Below are 15684 nucleotides of genomic sequence, written 5' to 3'. Positions count from 1 at the left end.
TATCACCTTTGCAATATTATCGTCGAAGCTTCATGTTTACGAAGGCTCAACTGATAACCGGCAACAGTGATAGCCATAGGGTCTCCAAGCGGAGCGAAACGCTCTACTACAATCGATTCACCTGGAAGACATCCCATCTCCATTAACTTGATTGACATCTCAAGATCGGTAAACTCTTTAATAACTCCTGTCTGACCCGGACGTAGTTGTGATAGCTTCATGATTAATTAAACTTCACAAATATAACTTATTTGAAATAAATCCAAATAAGATCTGAAGATAAAAGTGTATTCTTTATCTCATTTTTGGCTGCACGGAGATTACCTTCCCCTGCCCGTAGAAATGGGGACAATTACACTTTTTCTTAAAGATCCCGCAGGAACTCAAACCAAATACAGCAACGCTGAGAATGAGAATTTTAGATAGACTTTTCATACCCTGTTCTATGTAGAAAGATGTAACTGAAAACGGCCATGCAAACACCGGCAGCATCGCAGAAGAAGTCCCACCAATCAGCTGAACGGTAGGTAAACACCTTCCATTGTAACAATTCTATGAGACCACCGAAAGCTACCGATACGAGCAGGACTTTCAGAATGTAGGGTATACGAAGTGAAGCACCTCTTTGTTGCCTTAATTTGCCAAAAAGGAGGAAAACGGTTAGTACAAAGAAGAAGCCGAGATGAACGAGCTTATCAAAGCCCTCGAAAAACATAGATCCTCCGGAAGGATCTCCCATAGGGATGTCGCAAAGAACAAGTACCAGTATCCCCCACAGAATGGCGGGATACTGGTACTTCAATATGTTTGTCATTAGAAGCCTACCTGTGTTTTGTACTCATCTGCAGAAAGCAAGGAATCAATGTCTGAGGCTGAAGCGAGTGACACTTTCACCATCCAGCCCTCACCGTAAGGGTCCTGATTAACCAGTTCAGGAGATGCGTCAAGCTGCGCGTTCACTTCAAGAACTGTAGCCGTAACAGGCATAAACAGATCTGAAACCGTTTTAACCGCTTCAACAGTACCGAATACCTCGTTCTGCGAAACTTCCTCGCCTACCGTATTGATATCGATGTAAACAATGTCTCCTAGCTCTCTCTGAGCAAATTCAGTGATACCTACGTAAGCAACGTCGCCTTCTACCCGAATCCACTCGTGATCTTTTGTGTACTTTAAACTGGGGGGAAAATTCATGATATTTTTTGTTTTCAAAAATAACAATAAGTAGTAAGTTTTAAGTGGTAAGTTGTAAGTATTGGGTTGTGGGTTGCGGCTTATGCGTTATAGGCGATAAGTGACATAAGACATTAGTGGCAGCACCCTTGTCGACTCACCACACCGTTCGTTTGCCTCCATCAATCTGCCTTGGGCGCTGATGACACAGTTCTTATTGCACGCACCCCAAAGGAAAACATCAAGACGCCATCAGGCACCACGTCTTGATACTCAGATCTTAATACTTACATTTTTCAACTCGCCACCCAAAAACTTACCACTTATAGCTTACAACCCACAACTTATAACTTACAACTTACAACTCCTACTGTATCATAAACCTCAGGTTAATTCCGAAGTTACTGTACGAAGTATTAAACGTTTGAGAAGTGTATGGCTTGGTGATGTTCCCGTCATAGAACAGCCGCAGATTCATCCTTTGATTGAGAATGTAATCTATCGACGGACGAAGAGTGATGTTCTTCGCACCTGAAGAGACTTCCGCATTATCAACATCCGCCCGGTAGATCACCGTCTTTCTGTCGTCAATGGCAAGATCCAGCTTGAAGTTCAGATCGTTGTTCAGCTTACGTCCCTGGAACATACCGAAGGGGAAGCGGAACTGATTGGTCCGATACCCCAGGCCGAACACCAGGCCGTTCTCATTCTGCTGCGCAAGCTGACTGTTTGCCAGACTCAGACTCAGGGCTCTTGTTTTACGGTACTCAAAATTTGCACTCACATTATTCTTCAGCCTGAAGTCTACCCCAAGGAAAGGAACGAACTGCTCAAGCAAGGTGACCTGCGAGAACTGGTACCTCGGCAGGAAGTTTCCGTTCACATCCTTCACACTCGAGTAGCCCCCCGTCTCCCTGTACCTCGCAAGAGAATTGAAACCGTTTACGCTATACGTGGAGCGGTAAGTATGACTCAGGTCGAACGAAGCAAACAGATTGCTGAAAAAGTCGTACTTCGTAAGACCATTGTAGGTCACACGCCAGTTCGGAACCGGAATCTTGGGGAACCGGTGCAGGCTCATGCTGTTCGGATCTTTCCCGGTGTAAGCAGCGATGAATGAATTGATCACTACCTCCTGCGAGTTCTTGCCATATCCTTCGGCAAATCCGCTTTCAGTACCCGTTGAGTTCGGGTTAGCAGCGCCCAGGCGGGCCGATACGATCTGCCTGTTACGTTCAAACTGTCTGAACAAGTTCGACTTCCCGTCGCCGCCATCCTTAAACGCTGTCTTCAGGGCGAAGTAAGAGATGCTGAAATCCCCCGTAGTAACGGGACTCTGATTCTCGAAATCATTAAGCTGAGCATTGAATTTGAAGTTCGTGGAGTAGTTAAAGCTCTGGCTCTTTATTGCTGTCAGCTCGATCCTGAAATCCTTGAACGGCTCTATGGTACCCCTGAAATTCAAATCCTCTTTTTTGCTGGTCACGTACAACTGATTCTGCAGGGTATCGCGACTGATCCAACCCTGCTGGATCGCTTTCAGCCTGATATCCTTCTGGCTTCCGAATATAAATCCCAGGCCAGGAGCGTCGGCATCGAAATCATAACCAAACAGGTTTGTCTTCGGAAGGTAGCCTGGCAAATACGTACCTTCCGTACGGGTATAAGCTCCTGACACGTTCTTAATACTGGTCAGCGCACCGATAAAGAACGATCCGCCATCCTGACCCGCAGACCGGCGCAGGAAGCCAATCTTGTTATAAAGCGACGTAAAGTTTAAAGTCGGATTCAACTGAATAGTACGTGAGTTCTGAATCGTATTACCCAGATTAATAGTAGGATCATTGAGTGTAGCCAGTGGCTCGGTCTTCCAGTTGAAGGTAGTACCATAGCGCGCCACCAGGTTCGTCCAGCCAAAGCCTGGGATCTTATTTACCGGCACCGTATAGTTCACATTCAGATTGTGGCTATAGTCGGTGGTCCGGCCAAGCTTTTTCAGGTTTTCCCACACCGTATCCCGCTTCAGTCCGTTGATCCTTCCCTGCGGTTCATCAATTATGCCATAGTTAGTCGCATTAAAGTCAAGCTGCACAGACTTAGTCAGGTTCCAGCTGATCCCGTAAAGACGACTGATCTGGAAATTCTTGTTAAAGGTAGTCCTCAGGACATTCTCCGGACTATTATTATCCCGTAGCGTATTCTCAGAGTACAGGCGGTCTACATCAATCCGGAAGTTGATCACCGAAGGCATCAGATTGAAGTTGAAGTCGCGCAGCAATGCCAGCGTGTTACTCTTGATGATCTTTGCAAAAGGTGCATAGTTCTTCGGCGTCGCATTATAGTTATAGGCGAGCCCGGCCCTGTATGTCTTCTGGAGCGACATCTCATTGATGAAGTCGCGATGATTGTACTCCGTATAGGCATAGCTGGCACTGAAGTTCTCAATATCCCAGAGGTGACTCTTCGCAGAAGGGTCAGTACGCAGCTTTCTCACATTTGTGAAGTTGATCCCTCTGCGCTGAGTGTAGTCATCCACAATGCGATGAATCGAGTCCTTTTTAGCATCAGACATATTAGTTAAGGCGTTGACGAGCTCCAGGTCCGGAGATCTAGGATCGAACTGCGGAATACTCCTCTGCGTAGAGAAATTAATGAACATCGGAATTTTCACACCGGTCCTTTCGGGGAAGAACTTGCCAAGCTCAATATTGGATGACAGGTCAAAAAAGCGGTCGTCTGTCCGGTTCCGTTCACTCACCCGCTTGTCGATAGAACCGAAGCCTATCGTACTTTTACTTCCAGACACGGTCACATCTGCAAAGTCAGCCAGTTTCGCATTCATCCTGCCGGTAGCGGCCCAGCCGCCCCTTTCGTCGAACTCTGTCAGGCGCAGCTCGTTAAACCACACCTGAGCCGTCTTATCAAGGCCGTCGTCTCCTGCAGGCGCCGAAGAATTACGCAGGGGGTTCCTTACCCCCAGCATATAAACCCTGACCTTGCTCAAATCAGGCTGCCCCATTACCACAATCATGTTATCACCATCACGGTAATAGAAGGGCTTATTTTCGGGCCAGTTGGCCTCGTTACGTGCTGCCTTCGCCGCCTGAAGTTTCTTAAGTTCAAGCACCATGCGGTTTTTCTCAGGCCAGATCGAATTCGGATCAGAAGTGCCGGGACTCGTGATAGCCAGCGGGACCACATACTCATAGTAGTTATCTCTGTTATCCGATCCGAGGCGGAGTGTCGCCGAAATATCGCGGTCCCTTAGCTGGTCGCCTTCAGCGTGGATAAACATCTCCAGCTGCTTATAAGAACGAAAATCGTTGAACGTATTTCTGAATGCCGCTCTTGTATAGCCGTCTCTCAGGTTAGACACAGTCAAGGCCAGCGACTGCTCGTTCATCTGCGTCTCACCACGGTAGTTGCTCAGGTCGCGCTCCCTCTGGATACCCGGAGGAACCACATACGGAATCGGCGTTCTTTTCCCATTTTCCTCAATATTAACCGTGCTTACGTCGATAGTAGAGTTATCAGGGGCACTTGTACCCAGCGCAGGATCTGCAATCACGTCGGATGATGCATTAGACGCATTATATTGCCGCCACTCGCCGCGTACAAGCTGTAAACGCCCCATTCTCAAAACAGTAGTATCAGCAAAGTTGGTCATGAACATCCTGATAAAGCGGATTGATTTAAAATCCTGGATGTTACCCACCTTTCCCCCGAACTGAGAAATCGGAATTCTGAACTGGTACCACGACACGGGAGCATTGCTGCCATTAGCCAGCTTGACCGTGCTGGTCACCTTGTCGGCTATAAAATTCTGCCCTACCACCATATCCTGAGGCCGGATAGACACTTTGTATTCAAAAAACTCGTCGGTCAGCGACATGTTGTTATCCCGGTTCACATCCTCCCCGTCAGGCATCGATGTAGCCGCTGAGTTTTCAAGGCCCGTTTCAGCGAGCGATTGAGCAGACGTTTTTGAATTACCCTCCGTACCGTTGTAACGCTCATAGCGCTTCAGAATTCCAGGGTTTCCCTTCTCTATATCTCCGCCTCTAAAGTAACGGTAGTCGTCTGATGAAGGGTCGTTAGAAAGTTCGTCTGCTGCCGCTGGATTTAAGCGCGGCTTTACCTGATTAACAAAACCCGAGAAGAACTGACGCTCATCGTTATTCGACAGGCCGTCCAGACCCACATCCTGAAACTGACGCGACTGCGGATTGTTGTCGAAGGCCTGCACAACAGGCTGGAGCTTCGGAACTCTTCCCCATGCAGTTTCGTCAGTACGGCTCACGTCGCCATCTGCTGGTAAGCCGTTCTCCAGCGATTTTCTTCCGTCCTTCAACACATCTTCCGAGATATTGCCCAGGTTGAAGTACAAGTCGCCGCCTGCAGCATTCTGCTTGTAGATAAAAGGATCCATCACCCAGAACTCAATGAAACCAACGTTCAGCGCTTCAAAGTCGGTTGTTTCCAGCTTCCTGAAAATTCCACCCCAGCGGCTGCGGGGATTGGCCAGCGTACCATCTGAATTGATGCCAGTGGTGCTGTAGTTGTATGGCCCTCTAACGTTAGGGTAAAAAGCAAGGTCTAAAGTAGGCAGGGTGAGCGGCTGGCCGGTTATTGACTGTTTAAACGGAAAAACCTCCTGCTCTAATACTTCACGAACCAAATGATTAGACTGTTCAGCAATATTATTTCTGATATTGGCCGGGGCATCTGTATTTCCTACTCTCCTGAAAAAAATAGGATCTATGTTATAGAAGGCAAGTCGTGCCCTGTTATATCCGTACTCCAGGTCGTTGGTGAGCTCCGACTCTGGGAACAAACGGTTCACGGTATTGGGTGTACCCGAAAGCTGCCATCCGATCGCGCTCTTCAAGTCGATCACCGACCGGCTTCCCTCGAAATCATCAATATAGCTCACCCCGTTCTTGCTTCCCGCAAAGTTCAAAGAACGAGGGTGACCCGGTATCAGATTAGCAAACTCGCCTGAAAAAGCGATTGACGACGGCTCTTTTGTTTCAATGAACGGGATTTTATCTACCAGACGCGTTAGCCAGCGGGAGTCAGAACTATAGGTAGCATCAAGCCCCCACATCGTATTTGATATAGGTTCTTCCCCGATGTTTACCTTGGCAGTCAACGGCTTTTCGGTGAGGTTCATAATCGTACCGCCCAGGTTCAGCTTGTTATTCACCCGGTAGTCGAGATGAGTTCCGAACAAGGTACGCTGTTGAAGTCCAAACAGTTCACTATTCTCTAACTTAATCCTGATGGGCTGCCCCGAACTTAACAAGGCCTGATTCAGAATCCTTACCCGTCCAATATTATAGTCGACAGTAAAATCGGTTCCTTCAACCAGCGGAAGAGTTCCGGCAGTTACCTGAACCGAACCGGGAGGAATATTGATGGCATTTAACTGAAACTCAGAACCCACCTCCGACTGGTACGTCCCCTTGATCACATACCTGTTCAGGCTTTGATAGAGCTGCTGAGCATCCGCTTTGGTCAGGTCGTACAAGGGCTGAAAAACGTACTTTTCACGCAGATTGGTCTCGCCCTGGCTAAACTGAGCAGCGAGGTCAGAACCAAAGGGTTCAAGAAGCGGGAAGGTGATCCTTCCATTCAGAGGATCAATCGTCACACCGTCAATAAAGTCGAAATAGCCGTCAGGTGTTTTCTCGTTGTTCTGGTTCAGGTTGTCGAGGTTTGTCAGCTGAAGCCAGCGCTTGCCACTCGTGTTTACCCCCTCACCGATCGTCGGAGTTTCCACGCCACTCTTTTCGTCCAGGCGGTAAATGTTCAGCCTAAAATCATTCCTTCCTACCTGATAAGCGCCCAGAGAATAGATATTCTTCATCATCAGGTCCCAGGTAGGCAGGTTGGTCTTCAGCATCTCATTCTTCAATAGCTTTACAAAAAGCATCTTGGGATTTGCAGGATCAACCGGGATATCGGTAGAAAACTCACCCACCTGATACTCCACCCCATTGTAGTTGTAGCGAAAAGCCACGGCAAGAACCTCATCGGCATTTAACGCAAAGTTGAGAGAAATATAACCGAGGCGCGAGTTAAGTGTGAATTCTCTGTCGGTTAGCTTACGTGCATAAGTAAGCTTTGAATAATTATCAGTTGCGCCGTATCCCTGGAAATATTCGCTTACGGCGTTCGAGTTGGTCAGACGGATACTTCCCGAGTAGGCCAGCAGGTTCTGCAGCAAGTTGTTCGACTGTTGCGGAAAAGCAGGATCACCAGCAGGCCCGGCCGCCGGAACAACAGAACCGCCAGTTCTTCGCTGACGGGAATCGTATGGATTCGACTCGCCCAGGTCCATAAGCCCCAGAACGTCCCGCGAATCGGTCGTACTGTTACTTCTGTTAGTCACCCACACTTCCACCTGAGTGATAGTAACGTTCGAGCGAATGACAGGAAGGCTTTGAAGTGCCTCGTTGTAATGGTTGCGAAAGAACTGAGACAGGAAAAAGTGCTTATTCGCCTCGTAATTATCGGCGCTGATCCGGAATTCGTTTTGCTGAGAGCCATTCGTAATGGTGATCTCCTTCTGCTGCGACTTCTGCTGAGAAAAGACGCTTGTCATATTCAGCTTCCCGAATTGGAGTTTGGTCTTGATACCGAAAAGAGCCTGACTTCCGCTGATAAGAGTTGAGTTTAAAGGAAGACTCACGTTACCTGCTTCCACAGATTGAATGATATCGTCGGGGTGTCCTTTAAAATCCAGCTTCATCTGATTTTCAAAATCAAACTGTGCTTCTGTATTGTAGTTAGTCCCGATCTTGAAGTTCTTCCCGATCTGGCCCGCCACATTCATCTGAATCCGCTGGTCGAAGTCGAAGTTCGTTTGTTTCCGCTGACGCTCGTTAAAAAGGGGATTTTCATTTCTGTTGATCTTACCGGCCAGAGTAAGATCTGCAGCGCCCTGCGGGCGGATATCAATGGTAGATCCTCCAAAAATACGTTCAAAAACTTTGCTATTTACCTTGATAGAAGGAATAAAGCCATCCTGGCGCATCTGCGATGTAGCAGTATCGGCAAGCTCTCGCCAGTATCCCCGCTTTATGCGCTCTGCTTCATATCGTTCATACTCTTCAATCGTGAGATACTGCGGAGGCCGGTACAGGTGTTCGCCAATCTTCTCGCGGATGATATAGCGCCGGTTTGCCGGATCAAACTCAACGGTCCTCTTAATATTCGATGGGCTCCGCAGGTTCATTCCGCTTCCCTGCTGCAGATCCAGAGATTTGCTGTCCTTCAGTGGGTAGGGAATCCTCAGGCTGTCGTTTGTGTTCTGCGCTGACACCTTTCCGTGAAACAGAATGGTCAGGAAACAGCAGAGTGTCAATAATTTTAAAGTAGATATTTGTGTCACTCCCTTTGAATAATTGTGTTTTACAAATTTTTCAAAGCGGATTTTATTAACTGCTCTACAGACAAGAGTCCCTGTTCTTTTTGATTTTGAGATACGTTATCTAAAGCCTTTTCTGCTACATTCTTAGCAAATCCGAGCATTACGAGAGCGGCTAATGCTTCCTCTTTTGCGCTGTTATACTGTGGAATGGCAGTCAAGGTTTCAATTCCTTCTTTTTTTAATTTATCCTGTAATTCAAGGATAAGGCGCTGGGCGGTTTTCGGACCGATCCCCTTAATTCTCTTGATGAGAGGCAAGTCGCCTTTAACAATTGCAGTCTGAATTTCTTCAGGGGAAATGGAAGAGAGAATCATCCGGCCCGTTCCCGGTCCTATTCCCGAGACAGAAATGAGATGAAGGAATAACCGTCGTTCTCCTTCATCTGCAAATCCGTATAAGGTATGGGCGTCCTCCTTAACATGCAGCCAGGTAAAGAGCTTACAACGCTCCGTTTCCGGAAGGCTGGAGTAGGTGTTTAATGATATATTGATATGGTATCCAATGCCTCCCGCTTCAATTACCACGTAAGCGGGGCACTTAAACACCAGTTTTCCGTCTATATAAGCGTACATATTAAGAAGGCGTCGGTTTTTACGAGTGCGTCACCAAATCTGAAATATCCTTTTTTCTTTAGCCGCGGCAGCCTCTTCCTGCTTCGTCTGCACATCCACCACCGCAATAGTCACCATATTGACGATCTCTCTCACGGAGCTTCCAATCTGCAGCACATGTACCGGCTTGTTCAACCCAAGCAGGATCGGCCCTACTGCCTCTGCACCTCCAAGTTCCTGCAGGAGCTTATAGGCGATATTTCCCGACTCAAGATTAGGAAAAACGAGTGTATTGGCCGGCTTGCCGCTCAGCTTGCTGAACGGGAAGTTATCTTTTAAAAGGCATTCGCTGATTGCGAAGTTAGCCTGCATCTCGCCATCCACAACCAGCTCGGGGTAACGCTCGTGGAGGATCCTCACGGCCTCCCGGGTCGTCTCAGGCACATCGCCACTGGTAGATCCAAAATTCGTGTACGAAAGGATGGCTATCCGCGGGCTGATGTTGAACTTCCTTACCGAATGATCAAGCAGCGTGGTAATGTTCACCAGCTCTTCGGCCGTCGGCTTCTTATTGACGGTCGTATCCCCGAAGAACACGGGTCCTTTTTTGGTCAGCATCATATACATACCGGCCACACGGTCTACACCCGGCTCGGTACCGATCACCTGCAAAGCAGGTCTCACGGTGGTCGCGTAATCCTTCGTTAGCCCCGAGATCAGGGCGTCGGCAGCCCCAAACTGCACCATCCCCGCACCAAAGTAGTTGCGATCTTTCATCAAACTTCTCGCCTTCACCAGGGTCATCCCCTTACGCTGCCTTTTTTCATACAGGTAGGTTGCATATTGTTCTACCATGTCTGAAGCCTCCAGCGGGTCGATAATCTCTACTCCCTCCAGATCAATAGCATATTCGTTGATGATGTCGAGGATCTTTTTCCGATTGCCAAGTAAGATCGGTTCGGCTATCCCGTCCTCTTTTACAATTTGAATGGCTTTTAATATCTTATAATTGTCTGCCTCGGCAAACACAACACGCTTCGGTGCCGCCTTTGCCCGACTGCTGAGGGTTCGCAACAGGGCATCTTCACCACCGAGCCTTCTGCTCAGCTCTTCGGTATAAGCATCCCAGTCAGTAATTGCCGACTTGGCCACGCCAGACTCCATTGCCGCCCTTGCCACCGCCGGAGATACCGACGTAATAAGCCGGGGATCCATAGGCTTGGGAATGATGTAGTCTTTGCCAAACCTTAAGTTCTGTATATTATAGGCAAGCATGACCGACTCAGGAACCGGCTTTTTCGCCATTTCCGCTATCGCCCTCACTGCTGCAATTTTCATTTCTTCGTTGATGGTGGTAGCACGCACATCCATCGCCCCTCTGAAGATATAAGGGAAGCCCAGTACGTTATTCACCTGGTTGGGATAGTCAGACCTTCCCGTAGCCATGATAATATCGCCACGTGTAGCAACGGCCAGCTCATAAGCAATCTCCGGATTCGGGTTGGCCATGGCGAAAACGATCGGATTCGGAGCCATTGTTTTCAGTGCCTCTGCCGAAAGCACGTCCGCAGCAGAAAGGCCGATAAAGACGTCCGCCCCTTCCATAGCCTCCTCCAGGGTATGAAGGTCGCGCTCTGTTGCAAATTCAGCTTTCAGCGGATCCAGCTTCTGACGGTCCTTGCGGATCACGCCAGAGCGGTCGATCATCACAATATTTTCACGTCTCGCTCCCAGGCTCACGTAGAGGCGTGAACACGAGATGGCCGCCGCACCGGCGCCATTCACCACAATCTTCACTTCCTCCAATTTCTTTTCCTGCAATTCACAGGCGTTCAGCAGGGCAGCAGCCGAAATGATGGCAGTCCCGTGCTGGTCATCGTGCATCACAGGGATATTCATCTCCGCCTTCAGCCTCCTTTCAATTTCGAAACACTCCGGGGCCTTGATGTCCTCCAGATTGATCCCCCCGAAAGTCGGCTCAAGCGCTTTCACAATATTGACAAACTCATCCACATTCTTCGTATTCAGTTCAAGATCAAAGACGTCAATATCCGCAAAGATCTTAAACAGCAGGCCTTTCCCCTCCATCACCGGCTTTCCGGCTTCCGGACCAATATCGCCTAGTCCAAGTACGGCAGTACCATTACTGATCACCGCTACAAGGTTTCCCTTGGCCGTATACTTATAAACATCATCCGTATTTTCCGCGATTTTCAGGCAAGGCTCGGCTACTCCTGGTGAGTAAGCCAGCGTGAGGTCTCTTTGAGAATTGGTTGGTTTGGTGGGTAATACCTGAATCTTACCGGGACGCCCATGAGCATGATAGTCAAGTGCATCCTTTTTTCGATTTAACTTATCCATGTAAAATGAGATTGGAAAGAGACAAAGCTACAACTCTGCCAATAAAGAGCAAATAAAGTTGAAGGACGTTGGAGATTGGCTGATAGCTATTGGCTATTGGCTATTGGCTATCAGCTTTCAGCAATCAGCTTTCAGAGAATAGATGCTGAGGTGCAGCATCAGCGTTCTGATAGCGAACAGACAATTACTAATCGCTAACCGCTAATCGCTAATCGCAAACAGCGGCCGAAGGCCCACGCTGAATGCTGATAGCCGACAGCTGACTGCGAATAGCTAATCGCCAATCGCCAGCAATGGAAAGAACGGCGAAACTTAGTTTCGCCGTTCTTTCCATTGCTTACTGAACGACTTATCTGCAACCTGAGGCATTTCGCGGTACTTGCCCCAGCTCTTCTTAAAGAAGGTTTTTAAAATAAAGTTCTTGAACTTTCCTCCGAACATGTCCATCCAGCTGCGCTTCAGCATGGCGCGCTGCCAGCCTTTCCAGCCCAGCTTTTCAGCTTTTGAAGGAAGGCCGTCAGCCACCGCCTCCTTACGGTTCAGGAGCAGCATTTTATGGATGTCGATCTTTACAGGACACACTTCCGTACATTTGCCGCAGAGACTGGAGGCGTAGCTCAGATGCTTAAAGTCCTCCATCCCTTTAAAGTGAGGGGTGATCACCGAGCCGATGGGCCCGCTGTACGTCGTATTGTAGGTATGACCGCCCACATTCTTATAGACAGGGCAGGCGTTCAGACAGGCGCCGCAGCGGATGCAGTACAGGCCCTGGCGTTGCTCCACATGGCCAAGCAGATTGGTGCGTCCGTTATCAAGCAAGATCACATACATCTCTTCCGGCCCGTCGGTCTCCCCTTCCTGTCGGGGACCGCTCAGGATCGTGTTGTATACCGTCAAGTTCTGCCCCGTGCCGTGCGTCGCCAGCAGCGGGAGGAACAGATCAAGGTCGGCAATAGAAGGGATCAGCTTTTCAATCCCGGCAATAGCGATGTGTATCTTCGGAAAAGTAGTCGACAGCCGCGCGTTCCCTTCATTTTCTGTCACCGAAATACTTCCCGTGTCGGCAATCAGGAAGTTAGCACCTGTAATGCCGACATCAGCAGTTGTATATTTTTCACGCAGCAGCTCGCGGGCCTTAAGCGTAAGCTGCTCCGGCGTTGCATCTGCCGGGGTATCAAACTTCTCGTGAAACAGCTTTGCAATATCCTCCTTACTCAGGTGCATCGCCGGCGTCACAATATGATAGGGCTTCTGCCCCAGGAGCTGAACAATGTATTCTCCCAGGTCACTTTCTACTGATTCAATCTGATGCTCGTGCAGGAATTCATTCAAATGGATCTCCTCAGTTGTCATCGATTTCGACTTGATGACCGTCCTGGCATGAGCCTTTCTCAGGATCTTCAGGATTTCATCCTGCGCTTCCTCGGCGTCGTTGGCCCAGATCACCTTTCCGCCGCGCTTCTGAAAGTTCGCTTCAAACTCCGGCAGGAGCTTGTCGAGGTTTTCCATCACCTTCCACTTGATCACATGAGCCTTTTTCTTAGAAGCCTCCAGGTTGGCCAGCTTTGACAAGCCGCGCTCCACCGCTGTATGGTACCTGCCCATGTTGAAGTTGATCACCCGGCGATGATCGGTATCAAACGCTTTTACTTCCGACTCTTTACTAAACTCCTCAGCAAACTTTGACATAAAGCGAAGTTAATATTTTTTGTGAAAATCTATTTGTTTTTCAAAGGCCAAGAAGAACACTCGACAACTTTCATCCCCGTTTGTCCGTGCAGGTCATGAACGTTTTTTGTAAAAGTCTAATTGTGTTATTGAGATGATTAATCGCTCTTTAAAGGATTGCTGACTGCCGATAGCTGATAGCCGACAACTAATAGCTAATAGCCGACAGCTGATAGCCGACAGCTAATAGCTAATAGCCAACAGCCAACAGCCGACAGCCGACAGCTGATAGCCGACAGCTGACAGCCAATCGCCAACAGCTGATAGCCGACAGCTAATAGCCAATCGCCTATCGCCAATCGCCAATCGCCGTTAACAACGGGCCCGCTAGAGCTTCAGCCATTTCTTCCTAACCAGCAACTGCTCCGGCGAAGCGTTCTTATCCCCCTCGATATGGAACTTCCCGGTATTGTCGGCAGTCAGCGTAACCTCAATGGTCTTCATCAGACCGTCACGCGCCACCAGCAGGCTGAGCTTCTCGCCTGCCCGCTTAGAAGCGAGGATCTTGTCGAGGTCGACCTGGGCAGCAGTACGGTAACCGTCTGCAGCAATGATCTCATCATTTACATTCACGCCGCTGGTCCAGCCCGCGCCGCCCCTCAGGACAGTAGTCACTACCAGCCTGCCCTCTTTAAGAGCAGTCACCACGCCCACAGACGCGGCGTTCTTACCTTCATTCTCGTTCACGAGGGTCAAGCCTGCATGTCCAAGGTGCACGTTATAATTCAAAGGAGCGGTACCATTTACATAGTCCTTGTAGAAGTTATCCAGTGAAAGTCCTGAAATCTTCTCCGCCATCGCCTTGAATTCGGCACTGGTATAGCCCCTCTTCTGTTTCTTATAGTACTCGTCGTACATCGCCTTCATCACATCATCCAGGCCTTTCTCCCCTTTAGTAGCGTTCAGGATCTCCAGATCCAGGATTGCCCCAAGCAGGGCGCCCTTGTTGTAATAAGAGATCGTGGTATTTTTCGAGTTCTCGTTAGGACGGTAATATTTGATCCAGGCGTCAAAGCTCGATTCGGTAACAGGCTGAACTTTACTGCCCGGCTGGTTCTCCACGATGGTGATATCCTCACACAGCACATCCAGGTACTTTTCAGGCGTGTAGGCGTTCGTCCTGCGCAGCATCAGGTTATCGTAATAAGCCGTAAAGCCTTCCGCCACCCAAAGGTCGGTCGTGTAATTCTCGTTGCTGTAGTCGAACGGACCCAGGGCGATCGGCCGCAGCCGTTTCACATTCCAGAGGTGGAAATACTCGTGGGCAACCAGCCCGAGGAAGCCCTTATAGCCCTTCTCGGTATTATAGTTAAGTCTGGAAGCACCCAGAACCGTAGAATTCAGATGTTCAAGGCCGCCACCAGAGCTCTGGTAGTTGTGAACAATAAACACATAATGCTTATTCGGATTCTCGCCAAAGACCGCAGTCTCCTCTTCCACAATGCGTGCCATATCGGCCTGGAGCCTGGTCTTATCATAGTTACCTCCGCCGTACATGGCTACCTCATGGCGCACCCCGGCGGCCTGAAATTCAAACACATCCTGATTTCCGACCTCAATAGGAGAATCGTACAGAATATCAAAATCAGCAGCATAGAAGGTATTCGTCTTGCCTTTAACAGGTTCGAGGCCGGTCGACACTTTCTTCCAGCTCTTATACGGCTCGATCGTCACCGTAGAAGGCTGTCTCACCTGCCCGTCGACGTACATAAAGATCCCCGTGGGCGAAAGGAAGGCATGCGACTCATCGATAAAGCTTGTTCTTACCGAAATCTCAAAAGCATAGACCCTGTACGATACACGCACGGCAGACTTGCCCCCTGTGTTCACGCGCCAGGTATTCTTGTTAAGCTTCTGAACCGGCAGGGACGAATTATCTGTCCCCTTAGCCGTAAAGCCCTCTACATTTTTAGAAAACTCACGCACCAGATACGAGCCCGGAGCCCATACCGGCATCTTTACATCTATAAAGTCCTTTTTATTACCGGACAATTGCATTTCAACATCAGCGTAATGCGCCTGCGGTTCCGAGAAAGAAACCTTAAAAGCAATCTGGCTTTGCGCATCTGCCATTTCAACAGAAGATATCATAGCGATCAGCAGAAAAATATACTTATTCATTGGCGGCAAAAGTAAGGATAAATCGGTAATCGCCTGCGGCGATTACCGATTTGCTGTTGGCATTTGGCAATTAGCCATTAGGGGAAGTGGTAAGTAATAAGTAGTAAGTTTTGAATCACTGTTGGACACACGGCAAAAGCTAATAGCTAATAGCCAATAGCCAACCGCCAAACTGCCAATAGCCAATTGCGAACAGCTATCGATTATTTTACACGCCGTGGCGTGTAAAATAATCGATACAGCAACCATTCCCAATACTTACAGCCGTAATTTTACTGTTTTTAAAACATAAATTACTTCGCCAGTATTACCTAC

Annotated in this window: 8 protein-coding genes; all 8 read right to left on the bottom strand. The window is 48.7% G+C overall.

What is annotated here, in order from left to right; translation table 11 throughout:
* Positions 1-2: 2 nt before the first annotated feature.
* Positions 3-221, bottom strand: coding sequence for a ferrous iron transport protein A (locus tag ACES2C_RS07730; RefSeq protein WP_374166402.1), 219 nt, complete (start codon positions 219-221; stop codon positions 3-5).
* Between the two features lie 197 nt (positions 222-418).
* Positions 419-814, bottom strand: coding sequence for a VanZ family protein (locus tag ACES2C_RS07725; protein WP_374166401.1), 396 nt, complete (start codon positions 812-814; stop codon positions 419-421).
* Complete coding sequence (gene gcvH, locus ACES2C_RS07720; protein WP_374166400.1) at positions 814-1194, bottom strand: glycine cleavage system protein GcvH; 381 nt, start codon at positions 1192-1194, stop codon at positions 814-816. Before gcvH ends, ACES2C_RS07725 begins: the two co-directional genes overlap by 1 nt.
* Before the next feature lie 346 nt (positions 1195-1540).
* Complete coding sequence (sprA, locus tag ACES2C_RS07715; RefSeq protein ID WP_374166399.1) at positions 1541-8542, bottom strand: cell surface protein SprA; 7002 nt, start codon at positions 8540-8542, stop codon at positions 1541-1543.
* A gap of 47 nt (positions 8543-8589) precedes the next feature.
* Positions 8590-9180 carry a Holliday junction branch migration protein RuvA gene (ruvA, locus tag ACES2C_RS07710; RefSeq protein ID WP_374166398.1) on the bottom strand — a complete coding sequence of 197 codons (591 nt, stop codon included), beginning with the start codon at positions 9178-9180 and terminating at the stop codon, positions 8590-8592.
* A gap of 30 nt (positions 9181-9210) precedes the next feature.
* On the bottom strand, positions 9211-11520 hold the full coding sequence (locus ACES2C_RS07705) for an NADP-dependent malic enzyme (protein ID WP_374166397.1): 2310 nt from the start codon (positions 11518-11520) through the stop codon (positions 9211-9213).
* A gap of 312 nt (positions 11521-11832) precedes the next feature.
* On the bottom strand, positions 11833-13209 hold the full coding sequence (locus tag ACES2C_RS07700) for a LutB/LldF family L-lactate oxidation iron-sulfur protein (protein ID WP_374166396.1): 1377 nt from the start codon (positions 13207-13209) through the stop codon (positions 11833-11835).
* A gap of 366 nt (positions 13210-13575) precedes the next feature.
* Positions 13576-15369, bottom strand: a complete 1794-nt coding sequence (locus tag ACES2C_RS07695) for a M61 family metallopeptidase (RefSeq protein ID WP_374166395.1) — start codon at positions 15367-15369, stop codon at positions 13576-13578.
* Between the last annotated feature and the right edge of the window lie 315 nt (positions 15370-15684).

The organism is Arcticibacter sp. MXS-1 (genome assembly GCF_041902385.1).
GTDB lineage: Bacteria > Bacteroidota > Bacteroidia > Sphingobacteriales > Sphingobacteriaceae > Arcticibacter.
The sequence above is the reverse complement of the archived record's forward strand: the minus strand, read 5'-3'. Positions and strand labels throughout refer to the sequence as shown.